Consider the following 24,277-nt stretch of genomic DNA (forward strand, 5'->3'; position numbering starts at 1 on the left):
GGCACCGAGGGGCAGCCTCGCGACGGCTGCGAGTCCTGGGGTGCAACGGTCTGCGTGGACGATGTCGATCTGACCGGCGTGCCGCCAACGGCCGTCCGTAGCGGCGAGCGCGAACTCCTCGCACATCGACCGTCAAGAAAACCATCGAGAAGATCACGCAGAAGGCTGGCTGACATGAAGGCATTCGTCGTCGAGAAGTACGGCAAGAGCAGCGTGCGCGCTGCTGACGTACCCGAGCCCGTCGTCGGAGACCGCGACGTCCTGGTTAGGGTGAGCGCCACGAGCATCAACCCGTTGGACAAAATGGTCCGTAACGGGGAGTTCAAACAACTCCTGAAGTACAAGGCTCCGTTCGTCCTCGGCCACGACGTGGCCGGCATCGTGACACGGGTCGGCTCCGCCGTACGCGGCCTCGAAGTCGGCGACGAGGTCTACGCCCGTCCGCGCGACCTGCGGATCGGAGGCTTCGCGGAATTCATCGCGATCGATCAGGACGACGTCGCACCCAAGCCGGCCTCGCTCACCCTCCAAGAGGCAGCCGCGGTGCCGCTGGTGGCCTTGGCCGCCTGGCAGATCCTCGTCGACCGCGCCCATGTGAAGCCGGGTCAGAAGGTGCTCATCCACGCCGGTGCCGGTGGCCTCGGGTCGACGGTCATCCAGCTCGCCAAGCACCTCGGCGCCACGGTGGCGACGACCACGGACACCCGCACCGAGGAGTTGGTGAGGAGCCTCGGCGCCGACGTCGTCGTCGACTACACCAAGGAGGACTTCTCGAAGGTGCTGTCCGGCTACGACTTCGTGCTGGATTCCGTGGGCGGGGCGAATCTTGAGAAGTCGCTGACAGTGCTGAAGCCCGGCGGTCTGGCCATCAGTGTCGTCGGCCCGCCGGACGCGGGGTTCGCCAAGCAACTCGGCGCCCCCTCGCTCCTCGGGGTGGTCATGAACACACTCAGTCGCAAGATCCGCAAGCAGGCCAGGGCGCTCGGCGTGCGCTACCAGTTCTTCTTCATGCAGGCCAACGGCTCCCAGCTGCGCAAGCTCAGCGCCCTCTACGACAGCGGGAAGCTCCGCCCGGTCATCGACCGGACCTTCCCGTTCGACCAGACGCTCGAGGCGATGGCGCATGTGGAGCAGGGCCGTACCAAGGCCGGCAAGGTGGTGGTCTCGATGGTGCCCGACAGCGAGTGAGATTGGGTCGGCCGTCGGCCCTCCGCAGAGTGAGCCGGGTGCGGACCCGGCGGCCGAGCTGCGCGAACTCGTCAGTCAGTCAGCCGGGATGTGCTCATTTCGTCGGGCTCGCTCCTGGTGGAGGCGGACCTTGGTGCGATTGCCGCAGCGGGACATGGAGCACCAGCGGCGGTTGTGGGCGGGGGAGCGGTCCAGGAAGCGCAAGGCGCAGCGGTCCGCCCCGCAGACGCGTACGCGCCGGATCTCGGCGGACAGCAACAGGTCGACGGCGTCCTGAGCGATGAGCGCCAGCGAAATGTCGGGATCATCGGTGAGGCCCACGGTGCCGACGGGTTCCACACGTTCGTCGACGATGGCGAGTTGCAGGGCGGGCCGGGGGACGGTTGCTGCCGATCGGTTGAGCAGCGTCACGTCGTCGGATGTGGGCAGTCGCCCGTCGGCGACCGTCAGTACGGTCCGGTCGATCGCCTCACGCAGTCGTCGGCCGGACGCCAGAACGCCCGCAGAAGGCTAATCGCGTACAGAGGAGGCGGACCATGGAGCAGCCGACAGTGACGACCGGAGTCACGCAGGTGGACGGGGTCCGCCTGCACTACGTCCGAGCGGGGTCCGGACCCTTGCTCGTCCTCCTCCACGGCTGGCCGCAGACCTCCGACTGCTGGCGGCCGGTACTGGCAGAACTCGCCGCATACTTCACCGTCGTAGCTCCCGACCTGCGCGGGTACGGCCTGAGCGACAAGCCCGCGACGGGGTACGACAAGCGGCGCATGGCCGCCGACATGGCCGGCCTCGTCGAGGCGCTCGGATTTGAGCGTGCCTCGGTCGTCGGCCACGATCGCGGCGCCCGAGTGGGACACCGCTGGGCGCTGGACCGCCCGGAGCAGGTCGAACGGCTGGCCGTGCTCGACATCGTGCCGACCCGGGAGATGTTCCGCCGACTGGACGCCTCGCTCGCCTCCGGGTACTGGCACTGGCTGTTCCAGATGCAGCCCGATCTGCCCGAGCGCCTCGTGGGACACGACATCCGTGGATATCTCGAGTACTTCTTCGAGCGGTGGACGTACAACCGCCACGGACTGACACCCGAAGCGGTCGATGGCTACGTCCGCGCGTTCTCCCGCCCGGGCGCCATGCGTGCGAGTTTCGACGACTACCGTGCGATGGAGCAGGACGTCGCCCTTGACGACATCGACGCCGCCGAGGGCCGCCGCCTGACCATGCCGGTACTGGCACTGTGGGGTTCCGTAGGGCTGCCATCCCGCCTGCCGACCCTGGAGATCTGGCAGGCCTACGCGGACGACGTCACCGGTGCCGAGATCCCGGAATGCGGCCACTTCATCCCGGAGGAGCAACCGGAGGCGATGCTGGCACAGCTGCGGCGCTTCCTGGCCGACGCGACGAACCGGTGACACCGCCGAGGTCGTTGAGCCTTCCCTCGCACTGACCGCGCACGCCGGGCGGCGGGATGCCGGTCGGCAAGAGGCGGGTCGTGGCGCAGCCGAGGGGCCTGCAGGGGCTCGCGTCCTGTCCACGGGGAGCCGGGTGTCAGTCGGCCATCCGGTTGAGGTCGGCTATGTGGCGAACGTTGGGCTTCGGCTCCGTGGCCGCCGCGACGACCGCCTTGGCGACGACGGCCGGGTCGTCGCCAGGAGGAACCGGGCGAAAGAGGCGAGCGGGCCGGCGGACTCCGGGGCCTGAGGCGCCGCCTCCATCGCGGTTTTGGCTGCCTCGCCTCCACACTCCACGCCTTGCCCACCGTTCCCGGCCTCGACGAGACCAGCGGACTCATGGGGCTTCCTCATGGATGGGGGCCGTGGTGGACTCCTCGGGCACGCCGCAGCCAGCGGAGTTGCCGCTCGCTCGCCATCAACGGCTGGTAGCGAGCAGCGCCTTCATGCGGGACCGACCCCGGTCAGGCACGCCGCTGAAGGCCGACGGACACCCGCGTCCGAGTGCCGACCAGGTGCCCCAAGGGTGCGGTCGGCCGTTTCCGGGCGACCGCACCCTGAACGCGGACTCAGAGGGCGACCGGGGCGCCGGCCGTAGCATCGCCCGCGGCGCGGTCGGCAGTCGTGCCATCGGCTTTGCGCTGTCGGGGCATCAGCAAAGCCAGGGCCGCCGCCAGGGCGACCGCACCTGCCCCGACCCAGAGCGCCGGGACCAGCCCGTCCACGAACAGTGAGGCGGACCCGTAGCCGCCTTGGGCGGAGAAGACCGCCGCCAGCGACGCGACGCCGATGGCGCCGCCGACCTCGCGGATCGCGTTGTTGGCGCCCGAGGCTATGCCCTGCTCCTCCGGGCTGACCGTGCTCATGACGAGGTTCGCGCTGGGGGCGAAGAACATGCCCATGCCGATTCCGCAGACGATCAGCGCCGGCAGCAGAGCGGGGTACGACACCTCCGGCTTGACGGCCAGTGCCCAGAGCCCAAGGCCAACCGCGTTCAGGGCCATGCCCACCGTGACGACCGGAGCGCCACCGATGCGGTCGGACAGCGCTCCGGCCAGCGGCCCGGCGATCATGGGCATGGCGGTCCAGGGCAGCATCCGCACACCGGCTTCCATCGGTGAGTAGCCACCGACGGTCTGCAGGTACTGGCTGAGCAGGAAGATCGCCCCGAACATGCCCAGGAACATCAGCAGACTGGCGGCGTTGATGGCGCTGAAGGAGCGGTGGCGGAAGAGGCGCATCGGCAGCATCGGGTGCTCGGCGCGCAGTTCGTAGAGGACGAAGCCGACGAGCAGGGCCGTACCCGCGAAGAAACCGCCCAGTACCGGCGTGCTGGTCCAGCCGTCGGCGTTGCCGCGCACCAGGGCGTAGACGATGCCGAACAGACCGCCGCTGACCAGGGTCGTGCCGGCAAGGTCGAGGGTCGGGTTCGGGCCGTGGCTCTCGCCAAGTCGCAGCAGGGCCAGCGGGATCAGCGCCAGACCGAGCGGGACGTTCACCCAGAAGATCCACTGCCAGGAGAGATGCTCGGTGAGCGTGCCGCCGATGAGCGGTCCGGTGGCGACGGCGATGCCGCTGGCCGCACCCCAGATGCCGAAGGCCACGCCGCGCCGTTCGGCGGGGACGGCGGCCGACAGCAGGGTGAGCGTCAGCGGCGTCACGATCGCGGCCCCGACACCCTGAGCCGCACGGGCGGCGATCAGCTCACCCATCCCGGGGGCGAGCGCGGCCGAGGCCGAGGCGGCGGTGAAGATCGCGAGCCCGATGACGAACAGCCTTCGGCGGCCGAAGCGGTCGCCGAGCGAAGCACCGAACATGAGCAGGACCGCGAAGGTGAGGGTGTAGGCGCTCACCGTCCATTCGAGGTCTTCCAGGCCGCCGCCGAGGTCCTTGCGGATGGAGGGGAGAGCGGTGGTGACGATCAGGTTGTCTAGCGCGGTGATGAATCCGGCCATGCTGGTGATGGCCACGGCCCAGACGGCGCTGCCGCCCCGAGCCGGTTGCTTGCGGTGCTGTCTCATGATGTTCCCTTGGCAGACGTACCTGGCGATTGATCAATGGATATTGATCAATGGATGTGGATGCCCGGGCGCGAAGGCACTCGCGTCATCGAGCGCGGGCATGTACGGGCTCGATGCGGAATCCTGGGCGGTCGGCCCTCAGGGGAGTTGCGGGTAGAGCACGGAGACGCCTCCGGACAGCGCGGCCTGCGCCTGCCGGGCGGCGTTGTCGGCGAGGATCTCGTAGGCGTCGGCCGCGATGCCGTCGACCGCGATGCGGGCGATGTCGGCGGGGTCGGACTTGGCCGCGTCGACTGCCCGGACCATGTCGGTGTCCATGTAGCCGACGTGCAGTCCGGCCACTCGGATGCCCTGGTCGGCGAGTTGGACGCGCAGGGCGTTGGTGAGCGACCACTCAGCGGACTTGGCGGCGCAGTAGGCGCCGATCTCCGGGAAGCTGACCCAGGACAGGCCGGACAGGACATTGAGGATCGCCCCGCCGCCGGCCGCGGCGATCTGGGGCGCGAAGCTCCGGACCACTGAGAGGGTGCCGAAGTAGTGGGTGTCCATCTCCAGACGGATGTCGTCCAGGTCGGCTACGAGCAGGTCGGCGCCGGTCGCCGACCCCGCGTTGTTGATGAGAACGGTGACATCGCCCGTGGCCTCGGCGGCGGCCGCGACGGAGGCGGGGTCGGTGATGTCGAGCGCGATCGGCTTGGCGCCGGGGAGGTCGACCTGATCGGGGTTGCGGGCGCCGGCGTAGACGGTGGCGCCGCGGCTGAGCAGTTCGGCGGCGAGGGCCCGGCCGAAGCCCCGGTTGGCTCCGGTGACGAGGGCGGTGCTGGTGGAGAGGTCCATGGGGAGTTCCTGGTGAAGTGGGTGTTCCCGGTGTGCCGCAGGGCGGGCGGGCTGGAGGGAATGGCTGAGTCGTCGTCGGCGAGGACTCGCATTCATTAAAGTATGACCGTAATGCTATGCGGGATGAGTCGGTGATCGCAAGCGCTCCGCGAGGAGGGGGCGAGGCGGCGTGGCGTCGGAAGCCGATGTGCAGGCGAGCCCGTCGGCACGCCGGTGAAACCCTGCCGGACGGGTGCGGTTGAGCGGGGTGGTCGTAGGGGCGGTGGGCGCTGTGCCTGCCCGCTCCTCCGGAGTTCTGTCGAACAGTGGACTGCTGTTCATGTGCTCTGGCCCGCGAAAGCGCGCAGTGCCTTTCAGGGCCGCCCCGACGTCGGTGACGAAGGCGGCCGCCGCATCGGTCGTGCTGCGGCAAAGGCGCGAGGGGCCTGCCGCGCGCACGGCAGGCCCCTCGCGTGGTTCGCTGAAGGCGGGTTCAGAGCTTGACGATCATCTTCCCGACGTTCTCGCCCCGCATCATCGCGAGGAAGGCGTCGAGGGTGTTGTCGAGGCCGTCCTTCACGGTTTCGCGGTAGTGGAGCTTGCCCTGGGCGAGCCAGCCGCCGACGTCGCGGACGAAGTCGGGCTGGAGGTCCAGCTCTTCGCTGAACATGAACGACAGGATGTCCGAACGCGTCACGGACAGGTTCCACAAGTTGCGCGGCCCCACGACCTTCTCGTCGTTGTACTGGGAGACCATCCCGCTCAGGACGATCCGCGCGTGCAGCTTGAGTGCGCCGATCGCCGCCTCCAGGTGCTCGCCTCCGACGTTGTCGAAGAAGACGTCGATGCCGTCCGGTGCGGCTTGCGCGAGCTGTTCGGCGACCGGCCCGTTCTTGTAGTTGAACGCCGCGTCGAAGCCGTACTCCTCGACGAGCAGTTTGACCTTCTCGTCCGAGCCCGCGCTGCCGATCACCCGTCCGGCACCCTGCAGCTTCGCGATCTGGCCGGCCTGGCTGCCTACCGCGCCCGCCGCGCCGGAGACGAAGACGGTGTCGCCCTCCTTGACCTTCCCGAACCGGGTCAGTCCGATGTACGCGGTGAGGCCGGTGACGCCGAGCACGCCCAGGTAGGCGGTGAGCGGCGCCAGATTCGGGTCCACCTTCTGGGCGGTCGCCGCGTCGAGGACCGCGTGGTCGCGCCAGCCGAGGACGTGCACCACGTAGTCGCCGGGCGCGAATCCATCGGCGTTGGACACCAGGACGCGGCCCACGGCGGGGCCGTCCAGCGGCGCGCCCACCTCGTACGGCTCGATGTACGACTTCTTGTCGCTCATCCGGCCGCGCATGTAGGGGTCGACCGAGAGGTACTCGTTGACGACCAGGAGCTGCCCCGGGCCGGGCGTGGGGATGCCCACCTCGCGCAGGGAGAAGTCGGACGCCGCCGGCCAGCCGTCCGGGCGGGCGTCCAAGTGCCATGCGTGTGCGGTGGTGGGCAGGTTCTGCTCGGACATGTGGATCAAGTCCCTTCGAGGTAGAGGTGTTCTCCTGCGGTGTACAGAAAGGTCTGTCTACTGAACAGAAAGGTCTGTCTGTGCGGTCCGGGAACGGGCCGCGACGGGCCGGCTCCGGGAGCTATCGGGGGCAAGCCGCGTCGAGCAGGTCGCGCGCCGCCCGCCTGGCGGCCCCGGCGGCGGCGCCGGCGTGTTCGACGCGCGTCGCCGCCAGTGTGCCGTCGATGAGCAGGGTCAGCTGGAATGCGAGCGTGTCGGGATCTGCGGCCCCGGCCGCGGCGGCCAGGTCGCGTACCCAGGTGCGTACGGTGTGCTTGTGCTCGGCGGCGACGGCGTGCACGGCACTGCCGGGAAGGTACTCCGCCACTGCGTTGATGAACGCACAGCCCAGTCGGCCTTCTCGAGCAGTCTCTTCCAGTGCGACGAAGACGCCGAAGAGCTGCTCACGCGGGTCCTCTCCGGCCGCGAGTGCCGCTGAGCGCAGGTGGCGCCGCCAGTTGACGTCCATCCGTCGCAGGTAGGCGGCGACCACGTCGTCCTTGCCGGGGAAGTGCTTGTACAGCGTGGCCTTGGCGACTCCCGATTCGGCGATCAGTCGATCCACCCCCACGGCGTGGATGCCGTGCGCGTAGAACAGCTCGCTGGCGGTATCGAGAATGCGCTCCCGGGCGGGGCGTCGCGTGGACACGGTGCTCATGCCGTGTAAGTTAACAGACGGGTCTGTCTACTGCAAGCAGTCGACAGCGTGGAGCGTCCGCGGAGTAGTCGCAGCTCATTGCCCCTCCGCGATATCGCGATGCGTTGCGATCGACTGCCTATACGAGGAGATGTTCGATGGGCACCATTGACGGTCTGGATCTCGGGACGTTCGGGGTCTACACCTTTGACTTCGAGGTCCAGCCGGCGGCGCGGATACGCGAGTCGGTCCGGGAACTCGAGGAGCAGGGCTGGCGGGCGTTGTGGATTCCCGAGCTCCTCGGGCGCGACGCGTTCACGCACGCCGGCTATCTGCTCTCCTGCACTGAGCAGTTGCGCATCATCAACGGCATCGCGCAGATCTGGTCACGCGGAGCCCGGTGGGCGTACGGCGCCGGCCTCCTGCTGGCCGACGCCTACCCCGACCGGCACGTGCTCGGTCTGGGGTTCGGTGGCGGACAGGGGCCGGGGACCAAGCCCCTGGCGGCCATGACCGCGTACCTCGACGAGATGGACGCGCTCGAGACACCCAACCCCATGCCGAAGACTCCGACGCGACGCATCATGGCAGCGTACGGGCCCAAAATGCTCGAGCTGGCCGGCGAACGCACTGCCGGCGCGCAGACCTATCACGTCAACGTGGCACACACCGCGCAGGCGCGCGAGATCCTCGGGCCGGACGCGTTCCTCGGGGTCGAGCACGCGGTGCTGTTCGAGTCCGACCCCGACAAGGCCCGCACGATCGCGCGTGAACACCTGCACATCTATCTGAACACCCCCTACAACATCGCGAAGTTCCGTCGACTGGGCTACTCGGAGGAGGAGATCGCCGGTGGCAGCGACCGCATCGTCGACGACCTCGTGTTCTGGGGCGACCTGGACACCATCGTCGAGAAGCTCCATGCCCATGTCGAGGCGGGCGCCGATCACGTCGCGGTGCAGGTGATCGGCATCGAGCCGGGCGAGTCCGCGATGCCGTACTGGCGGATGCTCGGCGAGGCACTTCTGCCCCGGGGCGGCAAGGCCTGATCCGCGGTCTGTGCATGGCGCCACGCCGGTGACGGGGCGTGGCGCCCCGTGCCCGGGCCAGTACGGTCACGGGACTTGCCCGCCTGTGGCCGTGCTCGGGCGGACACTTCGGAGCGGTCCGCCGCAGAAGCCGCGCGGTGAGCACTGCCCCCGCGGTGGACCCTGGCCATGTGTGTCACGCGGTCGGGGAGCGGAGGTCCTTGCGGAGGATCTTGCCGGAGGCGGACTTGGGGATGACGTCGATGAACTCGACCCGCCGGACCTTCTTGTACGGGGCGACCTGGCGTGCGACGAACTCGATGACCTCGGCCGCGGTGAGGTCGGTGCCGGGCCGACGGACGACGAAGGCCTTCGGAATCTCCTCACCATCGTGGGTGACCCCGATGACCGCGGTGTCGGTGATGGCCGGGTGGGTCAGCAGCAGGGCCTCGAGCTCGGCGGGCGGCACCTGGTAGCCCTTGTACTTGATCAGTTCCTTGAGCCGGTCGACGATGAACACCCGGCCGGCGTGGTCGACCTGGGCGAGGTCGCCGGTGTGCAGGAACCCGTCGGAGTCGATCGTGGCGGTGGTCGCTTCCTCGTTGCCGAGGTAGCCGGTCATCACGTTCGGTCCCTTGACCCACAACTCGCCCGGATCGCTCAACCCCTTCGTGGGGTGGGCGACCTCCTTGCCTGTGGTGGGATCGACGATCTTGTTGATCGTGTTGGGGACGGGCCATCCGCAGGAGCTGAGCGGCGCGACCTCACCGAAGTGTTCCTGGCCGCCGTCCACGGGCATGCAGTGGCTGACCGGGCTGAGTTCACTCATGCCGAAGCCCTGGAGCACCCGTACGGTCAACCGCTCGGCCACGGCGGTTCCGAGTTCGGCGTCCAACGGAGCGGCGCCGGACAGGACGACGCGCAGCGATGACATGTCGTACCGGTCGACCAGTGGATGCTTGGCCAGCGCCACCGCGACCGGAGGCGCGATGAAGCCGTAGGTGACCCGGTGCTCCTGGACGGTGTCCAGGAATGCGGTCAGATCGAACCGGGGCATGACGACCAGTGTCGCCCGTGCCTGCAACGCGGCGTTGAGCAGCACGGTCATGCCGTAGATGTGGAAGAACGGCAGCACCGCGAGGACCTTGTCGTCGGACCTCATCGCGAACAACGGCCGGATCTGCGCCATGTTGGCCACCAGGTTCCGGTGGGTGAGCATGACCCCCTTGGGGTTGCCGGTGGTTCCGGAACTGTAGGGCAGGAGGGCCAGGTGTGTGGCGGGATCGAAGTCGACCTGTGGTGCCGGGGCAAGCAGGTCGTCGGCGTTCGGGTGTCCGGTGGCGGCAGCGCCGTCGCCGTCGAGGACGATCAGGTTCTCCGGCGTGATCCCGACCGACCGCGCCGCTTCCTGCGCCTGCGGCAGCAACGCGCTCACGGTGATCAGCATCGTCGCGTTCGCGTCGGCGAGCTGCTTGGCGATGTCATGAGCGGTGAACAACGCGTTGACCGTGGTCGCGGTGGCACCGGCCCGCAGAATGCCGTGGAAGGCCACGGCGAACAGGGACGAGTTCGGCGCCAGTAGGCCCACCACGCTCCCGACACCGATCCCGCGAGCGGCCAGCGCGCCGGCCGTCGCGTTCACCCGCTCGATCAACTCCCGGTATGTGGTGTGCGTGCCATCGGCGGTGTCGATGAGCGCGACGTGATCCAGATCCGCCCGATCGACCTCTGCGAAGAGGAAGTCATAGGCGCTTGCCTCGGGGATGTCGACATCGGGGAACGGGCTGGCGAACATGGATGATCTCCATTGCTTGTGCAGCGATCAGAGGGTGGTCGCCGCGTCGTGCGTGACGGTGCGATGAGTCGACGCCGACGAGGGCCGTGCCGTGCCGGGTTGGTCGGGTCCTTGCGCGCTGGCGAGAAACGCCAGGACGCGGGCGGCGAAATCGTCGGGGCATTCGAGCTGCGGCATGTGACCGATCCCGGTGAACAGATGGGTCTCGGCGTGCGGGAGGAGCCGGTGGGCGGAGTCGAGGTGCCGGGCGGGCAGGACACGATCACGGTCGCCCCAGATGATCAGGGTGGGGCGGGGGTCCTTCGCGATCGCGGCGGTCAACTCCGCGCGCCAGCGGGGCTTGCTGCCGCGCGGGGTCGCGAGCTCGCGGACGGCCTCGAGCAGCACGGCGCTCGGGTCGGGTCGGCGGGCGATGGCCAAGGCGTGGTCGATCCGCGCCTTGGTGGCCAGTCTCGGGTCGGCGAAGGACAGGCGTTCGGCCATCCGTGCGCCGGCGCGGGTGGTACGGCGAGTGGCCAGACGGCCGAGAACGGGGACGGCGAGCAGCCGCAGTGGGAGCGCGACCTCGGAGCCGAAGCCGGCACTGTTGACCAGCACCAGGCCGGCCACCCGTGCCGGTTCGAGGACGAGCAACTGCTGTGCGACCGCGCCGCCGAGCGAGTTGCCCAGCACGTGCAGCGGCCGCTGCTCGCCGAGGGCGTCGAGAGTCTCGATCACCCCACGTGCCAGCACCTCCAGTGTGGTGGGCTCGGCGGAGCGGGCGGAGAACCCGAAGCCTGGAAGGTCGAGGGCGATCAACCGATGTCCCAGGGCAAGGCGTGGGTACTGCGGGGCCCAGTCCTCGAGGCTGCGCCCGATGCCGTGCAACAGCAGCACGGGCGGGTCGGCCGGGTCACCCTCGATACGGACGCGGGTGCGTCGACCGTTGACGGAGATGAATGCGGGCGTGCTCATGCCGCCGCTCCGCTGGGTGCCGACGTCCCGTCCGGTGTCGCGGCCGGGCCCACCACGGTGGCGGTGAACTGAAGAGCGGGGTCCTCGACCGGGCCGGTGCGCAGCCGGGCACGGTCGAGCGCGTAGTTCTGGTCCACCGTCCACGGGCCGTGGGAGCCCTGTTGGGGGAACAGGTGCATGGCGCGGTTGATGTATGCCGTGTCCATTTCGAGGAACGGTCGGCCGGTGAGCGTCGGGTCGTCGGCGACCGGGGTGACGGTGGCGTAGCCGTGGCGGTCCATGTGGGCGAGCAGTCGGCACAGGTGATCGGAGACCAGGTCGACCTTGAGCGTCCACGCGTTGGTGGTGTAGCCGAGCGCGAACGCGAAGTTGGGCACGCCGCTGACCATCATGGACTTGTAGATGAATCGGTCGTGGAGATCGACGGCCTGCCCGTCGACGTGCAGAGCGATTCCGCCGAAGGGCAGCATGTTCAGTCCGGTGGCCGTGACGATGATGTCGGCGTCGAGTTCGGTACCCGACTCGAGCAGGATCCCGTGTTCGGTGAATCGCACGATGCGATCGGTGACCACGGATGCCGCACCGCTGGAGATGGCCTTGAACATGTCGGAGTCGGGGACCACGCACAACCGCTGGTCCCATGGGTTGTAGCGGGGGTTGAAGTGGGTGTCGACCGCGTAACCCGTGGGAAGCGCTCGGGCATTGAGCTTGCGGATCAGACGGCGCATCAACCGTGGGTAGCGACGGCTGAGGGCCAGGACAAGGCGCTGGCGGTTGGTGTTGAGCCGGCGTGAGATCCCGTACGCGACAGCGTCCGGCAGCAGCCGTAGCAGGGTGTTGGCGATCGGATCCTGGCGCGGGACCGGCAGCACGTACGACGGTGAGCGCTGCAGCATCGTGACGTGACCCGCCTTCTCGGCCATCGACGGCAGGAGCGTCACCGCGGTGGCGCCGCTGCCGATGACGACGACCTTCTTGCCGGTGTAGTCGAGGTCTTCCGGCCACTGCTGCGGGTGGACGATGGGGCCGCGGAAGTCCTCGCGCCCCTCGAAGTGGGGGCTGTATCCGCCGGCGTAGTCGTAGTAGCCGGCAGCGGAGAACAGTACGTCGCAGGTGACGTCGAACTGCTCGCCGTCGCTGGTGCGCTCGACTGTGACGGTCCAGTGCGCCCTGTCGGACGAGAAGTCCGCGCGGAGCACCTTGTGGCCGAGGTGCAGATGCCGATCGAGGTCGTTCTCGGCGATCGCCTCGTGCAGATAGGCGAGGATCTCGTGGGCGTCGGCGATGGAGTTGTCCTTGGTCCACGGCTTGAACTCGAAGCCGAAGCTCTGCATGTCGGCGTCGGACCGGATACCCGGGTAGCGGAACAGGTCCCAGGTCCCGCCGATCGCGTCGCGTCCGTCGACGATGGCGAAGGTCCGGCCCGGCTGCTTCGTCTTCAGATGATGGCCCAGATCGATGCCGGAGATGCCGGCTCCGATGATCAGCACGTCGACGTGCTCGAGTCTCCGTGTCACTTCAGCGGCTCCGCTCATGTCAGTTTCCTTCGGACGGCGAGATCAGGGACACGAGGTCCGGTACGACGGAGATGTCGGGTACCTCGAGGAAGCCGGGACGCTGGTAGGCCGGGTCGGGGTAGTCGTAGTAGCCCTTGCCGGTCTGCAGTCCCAGCCGTCCCCGGTCGAGGAAGTTCTTCTTGATGTAGTCGGCGTTGGCGCTCATCTGCGCGTCGTCGTTCTCCCTCCCCCAGTGGGAGAGGACGTCGTGCACCGTCTTCATGCCGATCGTGTCCATCATGCCCAGCGGCCCGAACTTGGCGCCTGTGTACAAAAACGTGCGGTCCACGTCCTCGGGTGTGGCGACGCCATTGGTCACGAGGGTCTGCGCGGCGTTGAGGAAGGGAACCAGCCACGTGTTGACGACGTACCCGTTCTGTTCCTTGCGAACGGGGATCGGCAGCATGCCGATCTCTACGGCGAACGCCGTCACCTCGGTGAGAGTCTGTGCCGACGTGCCTGGGTGAGCCATGATCTCCGCGAAGTTCATCGCCCAGATGGAGTTGGAGAAGTGGAGAGCGCAGAACTTCTCCGGACGGCCGGTGGCCGGGGCGAAGTCCCTGGGGAGGAGTGTCGAGGAGTTCGTCGCGATGAGGGTGTCCGGGGGAAGGAGTTCGGCCATCTCCCTGTACACAGCTGTCTTGACCTCCGGGATCTCAGGCACCGCCTCGATCACCAGGTCCGCCTGTGCGACCGCGGCAGCCAGGTCGGTGCTGTACGTCAGGCGTTCCCGGGTGGCGGCGATGTCCGTGTCCTCGGCGCCGACGTCCCACAGGTAGATGGCGGCCAACTGGTCGTGCGTGGCCCGGCAGCGCTCGATGGCGTCCGGTGCGATGTCGTACACGGTGACGGTCTTGCCCTTGAACGCGCTGTGCCAGGCGATCTGTCCGCCCAGCACACCAGAGCCCAGGACGGTTACCCTGTCGAGTCGGGACATGGCTCTCTCTTCCTATTGGCACTTCTCTTGGCAGCGGGAGTTCGGAGAGGCGAGAGCGGGCACAGTTCACGCCGATCAAGTCGGGTGCGGCCGGCACACTCGCTCCCTGGGCGATGACTAGGCCCTGACGCTTTCTCAGTGCCGTGTCAGTGCGTCGGCGAGTTCCCGTAGGCGTTGGACCGGTCCCCAGCGACCGCTGTCCAGCCGGACAACGCTCGTGGCCCTGACGCTCTTTGCGAGAATGTCGGCACGCTCCACCGGCTCGAACTGGTCGGCGATGCCCCAGAACACGAGGGAGGGGCTCGTGAGGTCCGCCAGACCGATCTCCCACTCCGCCCCGACGTGGGCAGCCGAGCGGTAGAGGCGAAGGATGCTGTCCTTCATCGTGGCGTCCACTCGGCTCGCGGTCTGCTCGGCGCGGTGGGCGGGTACGCCGCTGGCCTGCAGCAGCCTGCTCAACTCCGACGAGTCGAATTCGGCCATCCACTGCTCTCCGACGTCGGGGGTCTGCCAGATCTTCCCGAGGTCGTGCCACTCGACCGCGCCACTGATCGAAGCGTCGCCGCCGGCCGAGGTCCTCACGAGGTCGGGACGCAGCCATGCGACGCGGGTGGTGAGGGCGCAGCCCCAGCCATGGCCCACGAGGTCGACCGGGCTGCCGATGTCCTCCAGCCGGGCGATGATCCAGTCGACGTACTCCTCCTTGGTAGCGGTGAAGCCTTCCGGCACGGGGCTTCCGAAGCCGGGTAGTGCGAGTGCGAGGACATCGGTATGCGTCAGGTGGTCACGGACGTCGTCCCGGACGTGATGGGTGTCCGGGACGCCATGAACGAATACGGCAGGCACAGGATCTCTCCGGTCGACTGGTGATGCCGAGGGGCGCTGGGGTTCAGGCTTGATGTCGTGGAAGCCCAGGGCACGGGGGTCACTGACGGGCGGGGACGTTCACGGGACTGACCTGTAGCGTCAGGAGAGCGCGGGTAACTCCACGGTCGGTGTTCCGGGTGGGTGCCGACGCGGGCAGGGCTCGTCCGTCAGGTCCGAGCGAGGGACGGCGACGGTGAGTCGGTGCTCTCGCTGGAGGTGTTCAACGGCCGTACGGTGTCGGGTAGTTGACCGCCCAGTGGTACGGCGCCCCAGCACTACCTGTGTCGTTGTTGCCGGTCACGGCGGGGGCAACGCCTCCGGTGTCCGTGGTGACGGTCCGTCCAGCGCCCACGGGAAGGAACTGCCGGGTGACGGCGGGTTGTTGACTCCGGTTGAGCCGTAACCGGTCACTCCGGCGGCTCGACGTGATCGTTGCGCGGTGTTGATGGACGGCTCGGACGCTTGCAGAAGCGCTCATGGCACACCTCGTCGTGTGACTGCCCCCGCCTTGGCGGCGGCCGGTGGAGCGGTGCTCGGCCGTCTGACCCGAGCGGGCCGCCCACGTGCTCACGCTCGCTTGCGGGCTCAAGGGGTCACAGTAGGAGAGTCACTACCATCATGCAAGTAACTGGTTGTCGTGACGGAAGTCACGGTGGGCTCACGAGGCTTGCTCGTTCCTCTGCGCGAGGACGGCTCGGAGTCGCTCGTCCGCGGACGGTCCCGGCAGGAACGTGGTGTGCTCCTCGTCGATGGGGTGGCCGGTCGCGCGGTCGATCAGCAGCGGATCGACGTCGATGCCTGATTCCTTGTCCACCAGACGGACGTTCGGCGCCGCCGGGGTGAAGTGGTCGATGCCGAAGGCGTACAGGGCGATGAGTACCGGGCGGAACGCGTGTCCGGCGTCGGTGAGTACGTACTCGTACCGCGGAGGACGTTCGCTGTAGCGCCGGCGTTCGAGGAGGCCGGCCTCGACGAGGGCGCCGAGTCGGCGGGTGAGGGAGTTCGGTGAGATGCCCAGGCTCTTCTGGAACCCGTCGAACCGGGTGATGCCGTGTGTCGCGTCGCGCAGGATGAGGATGCTCCACCACTCGCCGACCCGCTCCAGCGCCAGCGCGACCGGGCAGCTCATGTCCTGAAAGCTCTTCCGTTCCATGATGGAAGTCTACGGATGAGGCATCGGGCACCCGACGCTGTGAGTCACCGGTAGAGCGAACCGATACAGCAACAGGACGATCGGCCGGCCCCGCACGATCACGTCGAGGTGGGCGGCGTCGGCCTTGCCGCTTCGCGTGCTTGAGACGGCTGGGTCGGCGCGGACTGTGGCGCGCCGCGTCGGCGCGCGCGCAGTTGCCTCGGTGATTCTCCGTACCACCGTCGGCAGGCTCGCGTGTAGCTGCTGGTCTCGGAGTAGCCGAGCATGGTCGAGATCTGGGAGATCTGTATGCCGGTGGCGGAGAGGTCCCACGCCATGTCGCGCCGCACGTCGTCGAGGATCTCCTCGAAGGACGTGCCCGATTCGGCGAGCCTGCGCTGGAGCACCCGCGGGTGCAGGGACATCGCCCTGGCGACCGCGACCAGGTCGGCCTGGTTGACGACCAGAAGCCGTTGGGTCATGCCGCGCACGTGATCGGCGACCGCCAGGTCGGGCCGTATGCCGGCGAGGTAGTTCTCGGCCAGGGCCAGTGCCGCAGCGTCCCGACCGCGGATCGGCTGGTTCAACGAGTGAGGGGGCAGGAGTACGGAGTTGACCTCCTGCTCGAACTCGATGGGACACCCGAACATCTCGCGATAGCTCGCCATGGGTGCGACGCGGCGGTGCTGCAGGGTGACCCGCAGCGGAACGAAGCTCTCCCCGAGCATCAACCGGAAGGCGTCCATCGCGATGCCGAGGCCCTTCTCGACCATCTGGTCGCGATGGGCGAGCCGTCGCAGGTTCGTCGAGAACGTGAAGATCGCCGCCTGCGGCTCGCGGATCAGCTCGGTGGAGTCGGGCGGCGCGAGGTGGTGCAGGCACCGCGAGACTCCGTCGATCGCCGCCGCCACGGTTTCCGCGTTGCGGATGATGACCGCGACGGGACCCAGCATCTGGATGCCCTGCCTGCGGGCCAGTCGCATCCCGAAATCGGGGCAGCGGAGCTCCTGGGCCGCGTCTCCGATCACGGCGGCCACGGAGGAGTAGGGGAGAAACGTGTCGTAGTCACCGGCGGCCGCGGGGTCGACGCCGTGCGAGCGCATGAGGGCGTCGGGGTCGCCGCCGAGGCTGGACACCAGCTCGGCGACGTTGAGCAGCGCGAGACCACGAATCAGGATGGTCACAGTCGCCAAGTGTCAACTAATAGTCGCATCAGGACAAGTTCCAGCGCCTTCGTCGGTGCCAGCATCCTCATCGGCGTCACCTCGCCAGCGTGACGATCTCCGTCTTCGAGGAAGCAGACAGAGCCATGCAAAACAACGCTCATGCACGACAAACCCTCGTCACCAGCGATCGCTGCGACGCCGGCGCGAGGAGCATCTCATGTCGATGAAAGCAGTCGTCATGATCAACAGCGGCCTCGAGGTGGTCGAGGCACCGCTCCCGCAGCCCGGCCCCGGAGAGGCCCTCGTCAAGGTCCTCGCGGCGGGCATCTGCGGCAGCGACCTGCACTGTGTCACCCATGGCGCCCAGCTGCTGGACAGCGCCAAGGAGGCAGCGGGAGTAGAGCTGTTCAAGCTGGACGAGCCGGTCGTCCTGGGCCACGAGTTCTGCGCCGAGGTCGTCGAGTACGGCCCCGGCTGCCGTGAGACGCTCGCCCCCGGCAGCCGGGTCGTATCAGTGCCGTTCCTCCTCCGGCCGGAACCCGTCACCATCGGCTTCGGGGGTCCCGGTACCCCGGGTGCGTACGCCGAGTACATGCTCCTGTCCGAGGATCTCCTCGTTCCGGTGCCCGACCACGTGCCCAACGACATCGCGACTCTCGCCGAACCGCTCGCGGTCGCTCTGCACGCCGTCAACCGCGGCGGCCTGGGACCCGACGACGTGCCGCTCGTGATCGGCTGCGGCCCCATCGGACTCGCGGTGATCGCCGTCCTGAAGATGCGGGGCATCGGCCCGATCGTGGCGTCGGACTTCTCGCCGTCGCGCAGGGCGATGGCCACCGCCCTCGGCGCCGACGTCGTGGTCGACCCTCGCGAGACGTCGCCCTACGAGTCCTGGCAGGAGGTCGCCGCTTCCTCCGATGCGACGCAGTGGGGCCGCCAGACCCCGATGTTCCCGGGCGGGGGTCACCGTCCGTCGGTCATCTTCGAGTGCGTCGGTGTCCCCGGCATCATCCAGCAGATCCTGGCCGGAGCAGCGCCCTGTTCGAAGGTCGTCGTCGCGGGCCTGTGCATGGTGCAGGACTCCTTCTACCCGAGCTTCGCGATCATGAAGGAGATCGACCTGGCCTTCTGCATCTCCTACACGCCTGAGGAGTTCGCACAGGCCCTGGGGCACATCGCCGACGGGGAGCTGCAGGTCGAGGCGTTCATCACCAGTCGTGTCGCGCTCGACGACGTGCCTGAGGCGTTCACGAGGCTCGCCGACCCCGAGAAGGACGCCAAGATCATCGTCCTTCCGTGAACTGATCCGTGTCCGAGCCGCCCTCCCGCCGACTGCCGACGGTGGGACCCACGCCGGTGGGCCGCGGCAATCATGAGAAAGCAGGCACCCGCCATGACCGCCGAACTGACCGCGAACAAGGTCCCTGTCGTCTCGCTCCCGCAGACCGAGCTGCTCACGGTCAACGTGAACGAGATCCCCGTCCTGAAGGACTCTCTGGGGCCCGGCATCGACTTCCAGCCGCTGTTCCTCGACCCCGAGGTAGGGGTGTGGGTGATCATCGGCACCTTCGCCCCCGGTGTGGAACTGCCCATCCACCTTCACACCGGTCCGGTGCACGGTTACACCCTGAAGGGGGAGTGGATCTACAAGGAGTACGCGGACCAGCCTCAGACCGCCGGGTCGTACCTCTATGAGCCGGCCTCCTCGGTCCACACCTTCGCCGTGCCGGAGACGACCACCGAGCCCACGGTCGTGTTGTTCATCGTGTACGGAGCCAACGTCGGCTTCACCGACGAGGGTCAGTTCCACTCGGTCCTCGACGCGGTCACCGTCCAGAAGCTGACGGAGCAGTGTGCGCAGGCTCAAGGTCTTGGTGCCATCAAGTACCTGACCGGTGGGACGGCGAAGTTCAGCGACGCGTAATCGGACCGGCGGTGCGGGCATCGAAGTCGAAGCGGCGGATCGATGCCCGCACCGTCCTTGCTCGGTGCGGCACGACGGGACCGTGTCGCACCGAAGAAACGTTTCTGCACGCAAGAGCGACATGGAGGCCGCAAATGCCCCTCTCTGAATGGGAAGAGCGCACCGTCCGGGTCAACGGACAGCGCATCCACCTGCGGATCGCCGGGACGTCCGGCCCGATCGTCCTGATGGTCCATGGCTTTCCCGAGTCCTGGCACTCGTGGCGGCACCAGATGGACGCGCTCTCCGAGGCCGGCTATCGCGCCGTGGCGATGGACATGCGGGGATACGGCCGGTCGTCCAAGCCCGTCGACGTGGCCGCGTACCGGATCACCGAGTCGGTCGCGGACTGCGTCGGTGTGGTCGAGGCCCTGGGCGAGTCGAGCGCCGTGATCGTCGGACACGACTACGGAGCTCCGGTGGCGTGGGCCTCGGCGTGGACCCGGCCCGACGTCTTCCGCGGGGTCGTGGCGCTGAGCGTGCCGTTCGGCGGCCGTGGGCAGGCAGGGCTGCCGGGCAACCCCTTCGGCGAGCGACGGCCGAGCGAGGTCCTCCGCGAGCTGGCGGGCCCCGACATGCTGTTCTACCAGGAGTACTTCTCGCTTCCCGGCGGCATTGCGGAGCAGGAGATCGAAGAGGACGTGCGGTCGTGGGTCATCAGCGGTCTCTACAGCCTGTCGGCGGACCGTCCCTTGCCGCCCGAGCTCGCCGGCGTCGATCTCACGTCGCTCCCGCCGGACCTTCTCCGGGAGTTCGTGCGGGGCACGATGTGCGTGCCCCGGACGGAGAGGTTCGGCGCGCGGCTGGAACTGCCGGACAAGCTGCCCGACTGGATCGGCCAGGACGAGGTGGACTTCCTCGTGGCTGAGTTGGAGCACTCGGGACTGACCGGCCCGCTGAACTACTACCGGACCGTCGATCTGAACTGGGAGGCCCTCGGGGAGTACCAGGACAGGCCGGTGACCGTGCCCGCACTGTTCGTCGGGGGCGACCGGGACGTGGCGACGATCTGGAGCCAGGAGGCGATCGCCCGGATCGGGGAGAAGGTCCACGACCTGCGAGGATCGGTCATCCTGGCCGACTGCGGGCACTGGATCCAGCAGGAGCGGCCCGAAGCGGTCAACAGGGAACTCCTCGCCTTCCTCGGCGGTCTCTGATGCGGTTCCTCGACGCTCTCTGATCCGGGAGCGAGCACAAGGACCGGGCTGGGCGGCGACGGTGAGGGCCGTCGCCGCCCAGCCCCTCGGAGGACGCGCGGCCACCATCGGTGGAAACGGGGGAGGCGCTCACGCCGACACGGCTGGAGGTGCCTGTGGACCACAGAGATGCGTCGAGCGCGGGTGGCATTCCGGGGCCGGCGCACTTCTGTCACGCGACGTCTGCCGGGCAACCCCGTCGATATCCGCAGCAGGCCGAGCGCGTGGTGAAGCTGCGGCCGTCCCGGAAATGGACTCGCCCCTGGCGGGGCCACGGGCTGCCGCCCGAGACAGCCCACGGCGTCCACCGTGTCGCGATCAGGACCGGGCAGAGACTGCGGCGTGGGCAGCCCGCAACGAGGCTTTGTCGATCTTGCCGACCGCGTTCTTCGCGATGGCTTCCACCACGAAGAACGCGGTCGGGCGCTTATAGCCGGTCAGGCTGCGCGCGCAGCGGGCCTCCAGCTCCGACGGATCGACGGTGGAGCCAGGTCGAGACTGGACGTAGGCGACAACCACCTCTCCCCACTTTTCGTCGGGTACGCCGATCACGGCGGCCTCGAGTACCGACGGGGCGCCTGTGAGCACGTCCTCGATCTCCTTGGGGTAGATGTTCTCGCCGCCACGGATGATCATGTCTTTCGAGCGCCCGACCAGGGTCAGATAACCCTCGGCGTCGAGGTGGCCCACATCGCCCGTGTGCAACCAGCCGTCGACGATGACTCTTGCTGTCTCGTCCGGACGGCCGAGATAGCCACGCATGATGTTGGGGCCCCTCACGACGACCTCACCGGCCGATCCCGGCGCCACCTCGGTCCCGTCGGCGTCGACGATCCGGATCTCCTGGCCGGGGAAGGGAAGCCCCACGGTTCCGGCGCGTCGAGGGCCCGCGACGGGGTTGATGGTGGAGCCGCACGTTCCTTCGGACAGGCCGTACCCCTCGACGAGAGGGAACCCGTACCGGGCCTCGAACCGGGTCAGCAACTCGGCGGAGGCGGGCGCCGCGCCGCATACTCCGAACCGCAGGGACGATGTGTCGGGTCGAACATCGTCCGGGAGCGCTGCGAGCATGCTGTAGATCGTCGGTACGGCGCTGAAGAAGGTGGGGCGCTCATCCTCGACGACGTCGAAGAAGGTCTGGGGGTTGAACCGGTCGGCGATGACGACGCTCGCGCCCACGAGCAGCGGCGTGAGGATGCTGACCACGATGCCGTTGACGTGGAAGAGCGGCAGAATCAGCAGGCAACGGTCGGTCGGCCCGACCGCCAACGACCGGCGCCCCATCTCCGTCATGGCGTCGATATTGGCGTGGTCGAGCATCACGCCCTTCGGTACGCCGGTGGTGCCACTGGTGTAGATGAGGAGGGCCAGCGCGGATGAGTCCAGATGTGGCGCTTGATCCGACCCCACCGCTCCGTCGTGCAGTTCGCCGATGGCGAGGACGGCAACACCGTCCACCACGACGGCCGCACCGTCCTCGACCACCAGCAGGCGTGCACCGGAGTCGTTGAGCTGTCGGACCACCTCGACGTCGGTCATGCTCGGGTTGACCGGCGTGATGGTGGCGCCGAGCCGCCAGGCGGCGAACAGCAGGAGTACGAACTCGACGCGGTTCGTGAGCTTGAGGGCCACGACGTCGCCGGGACCGATCCCGAGGTCCTGGAGCCGGCGCGCTGCCGTTCGGACGCGGTCCAGCAACTGAGCGTTCGTGAGCGACTGGCGCCCGTCCGAGACCGCGGCCCCATGGGGGTCGAGAGCGGCGCGACGGTCGGGCAGGGAAGCGTAATTCATGGCGGGCGTACCTGTCTCGGTGTGATGCGATCCGGTCAAGGAGTCGGAGCGGCGGGTGCCGCTTGCAGCTGGCTGGCGAGGAACTCGGTCTGGTCGCCCACCAGTTCCTCGAAGGTCTCGCCGGTGTAGAAGTCGAAGTGGCCGGCGTCGTACCTCTTGATCTCTCCCCGGGGCGCGGTGCGCGCGTATCGGAGGGTCTGGGCGGGAGGCGTGACGGAGTCGGTGTTGCTGACGCAGAAGAGGATCGGGATGGCGACCTTCTTCGCCGCACGCCCGGGCCGGTAGGCGGCGATGGTCGGAATGACCCGTGCCGCCACCTCGTTGCGGAACGTCTTCCCCGCCGGCAGCAGCGCCTCGTATCCGGGCAGCGCGTCCGGAGCGTTCATGAGAGCCGGTGAACCCGGGGCGGCAGCGATGGGGACCATCGCGGGCGCCCTGCCGCGGACCCTGGTCGCCAGATCCCGGGCGAGCACGGGGGTCATCCTGAGTGAGGCGACAGGGCCGAGCGCGAGCGCGGAGGCGAGACCGTCCGTGAAGGGGCACTGGGCCACGGCCGCACGGAGTTCGGGATGGCGCGAGGCGACGGTGATGGCGTGGCCGCCGCCGAAGGAGCTGCCCCACACCGCGACGCGTGCGCGGTCGACGTCACGGCGGGCCTTGACGTAGGCGATGGCGGCGTCCCAGTCGGCGAGCTGACGCTTGATCGAAAGGAGTTGGCGAGGGTGGCCGCCACTGTCGCCGAAGTGCCGATAGGTGAAGGCGAGGGCGGCGATGCCGGCCTGTGCGAAACGCTCGGCGAAGGCATCCAGGCGCATCTCGCGGGTGGCGCCCAGGCCGTGCCCGAGGATGACGACGGGCGGGGAGGCGACGCCCGTGGGGAGGTAGAGCCACCCGGCGCAGGTGCTGTCGTTGGAGGGGAACGTGATGTCGTGACGGGTGAAGGGCTGAGGAGCGGTCATATCGGCTCACCGTCCGTTCTTCGAGCGGTGCCCGGGCACGCTGCCCAAGGCGAGCGCCTGTTCGTACGTGTCCGGGTTGTAGAGCGGGAGCTCGCCGGTGGTAGCGGTCGTCGCGATGTAGTCGAGCATGAGTTCCTGACCATCCTTCGACATGACTCTGGTGAAGAACTCGGTGCGCTCGACGTGCAGCCCTTCCGGCAGTGACATCGAGCCACCGAAGTACACCGACCTCTTGGCAGCCGCGACGGACCCCTTGGGCCGTGCGCCGAAGCGTTCCGCGAGTGCGGTCGCCCTCGCGACCACCTCGTCCTGTGGCACGACCTCGTCGACGGCTCCGTTGGCGAGGGCCTCCTCGGGCGTGAACGGTTTCCCCTCAAGGATGGCGACCAGGGACTTGTGAGTGCCGATCAGGCGGGTCAGCCGCTGCGTACCACCACCGCCCGGAATGATGCCGAGGAGGATCTCCGGCTGGCCGATGAAGAAGTCACCGTCAGCCATGACGCGCAGATCGCACGCCCAGGCGAATTCCGCGCCGAGGCCGAGCGCCGAACCGTTGAGGGCGGCGACGAAGATGACTCCGCTGGCATTCATCCGCAGGAACGTGGCGTGCAGGCGGTCGAGTTGGACGGCGCCTCGCAGCGGGGTCCTGCTCACCACGGGCTCCAGAACGCGTGCCCGGTCGGCGCCCCTGGCGACGCGAGCCACGGCGGAAGCACCGCGTCGGCCCACCGTAGGGCTGGCGGCGCCCTCTTCCTGCAGCCAGCGGACCGCGGCATGGCTGACGAACCGGTCGGGATGCGCTCCGGTGAAGACGACGGCACGGATGTTCGGATCGCGGTCGACCCGGTTCACCAGCGCGTCCACCTGATTGGCGATGTCGAGGCCGAACACCTGGTGCGGGCCGCCGTCGACCCGGACGATCAGGACGGCCCCACGGTCTTCGATCTCCAGATAACCCTTGTCTTCGTAGTGCATGAATTCTGCTCCCGTGCTGAGTGCGTCCCGTGCTGAGTTCATGGGGAGTGCAAAGTACGTGTGTGTGGGCGGCTGCGGATGCGTGTCGCAGCGGTGCGGCTGGAACGGCATGGCGGGTGGTGTCCGTACCGGCGGCAGGAATCTGTGGCAGCGCGCGAAGATGCATCCAGGGATGGGCGCCTGTGCCCGAGGCGACACGTCACTCGTAATGTGTACTATTGCCTCGACGGATCAGATAACCAAGTTATCTGACGTGTGTCAATCGCCACAAGGGCGGGCGGTCTGAGGCTCGTTGTCGA

Annotated in this window: 21 protein-coding genes; 6 read left to right on the forward strand and 15 right to left on the reverse strand. The window is 68.3% G+C overall.

Annotation, left to right across the window (positions count from 1 at the left end; all coding sequences use genetic code 11):
* The first annotated feature begins 174 nt into the window (after positions 1-174).
* Complete coding sequence (locus tag ACZ7M3_RS04920; RefSeq protein ID WP_472060773.1) at positions 175-1,188, forward strand: NADP-dependent oxidoreductase; 1,014 nt, start codon at positions 175-177, stop codon at positions 1,186-1,188.
* Between the two features lie 75 nt (positions 1,189-1,263).
* Here ACZ7M3_RS04920 and ACZ7M3_RS04925 read toward each other — a convergent pair whose 3' ends face one another.
* Positions 1,264-1,683, reverse strand: a complete 420-nt coding sequence (locus tag ACZ7M3_RS04925; RefSeq protein ID WP_472061041.1) for a CGNR zinc finger domain-containing protein — start codon at positions 1,681-1,683, stop codon at positions 1,264-1,266.
* A 41-nt stretch (positions 1,684-1,724) separates the two neighbouring features.
* Between ACZ7M3_RS04925 and ACZ7M3_RS04930 the strand changes: the two genes are divergently transcribed.
* The gene (locus ACZ7M3_RS04930; RefSeq protein ID WP_472060775.1) at positions 1,725-2,597 is read left to right on the forward strand and encodes an alpha/beta fold hydrolase; all 873 of its coding nucleotides are present in this window, start codon (positions 1,725-1,727) and stop codon (positions 2,595-2,597) included.
* A gap of 608 nt (positions 2,598-3,205) precedes the next feature.
* On the opposite strand, the gene ACZ7M3_RS04935 is transcribed toward ACZ7M3_RS04930, so the two are convergent.
* The 4 genes from ACZ7M3_RS04935 to ACZ7M3_RS04950 all read right to left on the reverse strand — a co-directional run bounded on the left by ACZ7M3_RS04935 (position 3,206) and on the right by ACZ7M3_RS04950 (position 7,680).
* Complete coding sequence (locus ACZ7M3_RS04935) at positions 3,206-4,657, reverse strand: DHA2 family efflux MFS transporter permease subunit (protein ID WP_472060777.1); 1,452 nt, start codon at positions 4,655-4,657, stop codon at positions 3,206-3,208.
* A 138-nt stretch (positions 4,658-4,795) separates the two neighbouring features.
* A complete protein-coding gene (locus ACZ7M3_RS04940) occupies positions 4,796-5,494 on the reverse strand; it encodes an SDR family oxidoreductase (RefSeq protein ID WP_472060779.1) in 699 nt (232 codons plus the stop codon).
* A 472-nt stretch (positions 5,495-5,966) separates the two neighbouring features.
* Positions 5,967-6,983: an NADP-dependent oxidoreductase gene (locus ACZ7M3_RS04945; RefSeq protein ID WP_472060781.1), complete on the reverse strand. Its 1,017-nt coding sequence runs from the start codon at positions 6,981-6,983 to the stop codon at positions 5,967-5,969.
* Between the two features lie 121 nt (positions 6,984-7,104).
* A complete protein-coding gene (locus tag ACZ7M3_RS04950) occupies positions 7,105-7,680 on the reverse strand; it encodes a TetR/AcrR family transcriptional regulator (protein ID WP_472060783.1) in 576 nt (191 codons plus the stop codon).
* Positions 7,681-7,817: 137 nt separating this feature from the next.
* Here ACZ7M3_RS04950 and ACZ7M3_RS04955 point away from each other — a divergent pair, with 137 nt between their 5' ends.
* On the forward strand, positions 7,818-8,708 hold the full coding sequence (locus ACZ7M3_RS04955; protein ID WP_472060785.1) for a TIGR03620 family F420-dependent LLM class oxidoreductase: 891 nt from the start codon (positions 7,818-7,820) through the stop codon (positions 8,706-8,708).
* Positions 8,709-8,883: 175 nt separating this feature from the next.
* On the opposite strand, the gene ACZ7M3_RS04960 is transcribed toward ACZ7M3_RS04955, so the two are convergent.
* The 7 genes from ACZ7M3_RS04960 to ACZ7M3_RS04990 form a co-directional block, all read right to left on the reverse strand.
* Positions 8,884-10,482: a 4-coumarate--CoA ligase family protein gene (locus ACZ7M3_RS04960; RefSeq protein ID WP_472060787.1), complete on the reverse strand. Its 1,599-nt coding sequence runs from the start codon at positions 10,480-10,482 to the stop codon at positions 8,884-8,886.
* Between the two features lie 27 nt (positions 10,483-10,509).
* Entirely contained in the window at positions 10,510-11,436 is a 927-nt protein-coding gene (locus ACZ7M3_RS04965; protein WP_472060789.1) for an alpha/beta fold hydrolase, read from the reverse strand.
* On the reverse strand, positions 11,433-12,971 hold the full coding sequence (locus ACZ7M3_RS04970) for a flavin-containing monooxygenase (RefSeq protein ID WP_472060790.1): 1,539 nt from the start codon (positions 12,969-12,971) through the stop codon (positions 11,433-11,435). The genes ACZ7M3_RS04965 and ACZ7M3_RS04970 overlap by 4 nt, the downstream gene beginning before the upstream one ends.
* A gap of 1 nt (position 12,972) precedes the next feature.
* Complete coding sequence (locus ACZ7M3_RS04975) at positions 12,973-13,929, reverse strand: 3-hydroxyacyl-CoA dehydrogenase (RefSeq protein ID WP_472060792.1); 957 nt, start codon at positions 13,927-13,929, stop codon at positions 12,973-12,975.
* 135 nt (positions 13,930-14,064) lie between these two features.
* On the reverse strand, positions 14,065-14,775 hold the full coding sequence (locus ACZ7M3_RS04980; protein ID WP_472060794.1) for an alpha/beta fold hydrolase: 711 nt from the start codon (positions 14,773-14,775) through the stop codon (positions 14,065-14,067).
* Between the two features lie 679 nt (positions 14,776-15,454).
* Entirely contained in the window at positions 15,455-15,949 is a 495-nt protein-coding gene (locus ACZ7M3_RS04985) for a winged helix-turn-helix transcriptional regulator (RefSeq protein ID WP_472060796.1), read from the reverse strand.
* 98 nt (positions 15,950-16,047) lie between these two features.
* Complete coding sequence (locus ACZ7M3_RS04990) at positions 16,048-17,112, reverse strand: AraC family transcriptional regulator (RefSeq protein ID WP_472060797.1); 1,065 nt, start codon at positions 17,110-17,112, stop codon at positions 16,048-16,050.
* Between the two features lie 199 nt (positions 17,113-17,311).
* Here ACZ7M3_RS04990 and ACZ7M3_RS04995 point away from each other — a divergent pair, with 199 nt between their 5' ends.
* From ACZ7M3_RS04995 to ACZ7M3_RS05005, 3 genes are all read left to right on the forward strand, one after another.
* Entirely contained in the window at positions 17,312-18,394 is a 1,083-nt protein-coding gene (locus ACZ7M3_RS04995; protein WP_355310758.1) for a zinc-binding dehydrogenase, read from the forward strand.
* 93 nt (positions 18,395-18,487) lie between these two features.
* The gene (locus ACZ7M3_RS05000; protein ID WP_355310759.1) at positions 18,488-19,018 is read left to right on the forward strand and encodes a 2,4'-dihydroxyacetophenone dioxygenase family protein; all 531 of its coding nucleotides are present in this window, start codon (positions 18,488-18,490) and stop codon (positions 19,016-19,018) included.
* Positions 19,019-19,152: 134 nt separating this feature from the next.
* Entirely contained in the window at positions 19,153-20,214 is a 1,062-nt protein-coding gene (locus ACZ7M3_RS05005; protein WP_472060799.1) for an alpha/beta fold hydrolase, read from the forward strand.
* Between the two features lie 357 nt (positions 20,215-20,571).
* On the opposite strand, the gene ACZ7M3_RS05010 is transcribed toward ACZ7M3_RS05005, so the two are convergent.
* From ACZ7M3_RS05010 to ACZ7M3_RS05020, 3 genes are read right to left on the reverse strand one after another with little or no spacing between them, the layout of a single operon-like run.
* The gene (locus tag ACZ7M3_RS05010) at positions 20,572-22,044 is read right to left on the reverse strand and encodes a class I adenylate-forming enzyme family protein (protein WP_472060801.1); all 1,473 of its coding nucleotides are present in this window, start codon (positions 22,042-22,044) and stop codon (positions 20,572-20,574) included.
* A gap of 35 nt (positions 22,045-22,079) precedes the next feature.
* Positions 22,080-23,003: an alpha/beta hydrolase gene (locus tag ACZ7M3_RS05015; RefSeq protein ID WP_472060803.1), complete on the reverse strand. Its 924-nt coding sequence runs from the start codon at positions 23,001-23,003 to the stop codon at positions 22,080-22,082.
* A gap of 6 nt (positions 23,004-23,009) precedes the next feature.
* A complete protein-coding gene (locus ACZ7M3_RS05020) occupies positions 23,010-23,978 on the reverse strand; it encodes an enoyl-CoA hydratase/isomerase family protein (protein ID WP_472060805.1) in 969 nt (322 codons plus the stop codon).
* Positions 23,979-24,277 lie beyond the last annotated feature (299 nt).

Source organism: Streptomyces sp. NPDC111656 (assembly GCF_055656965.1).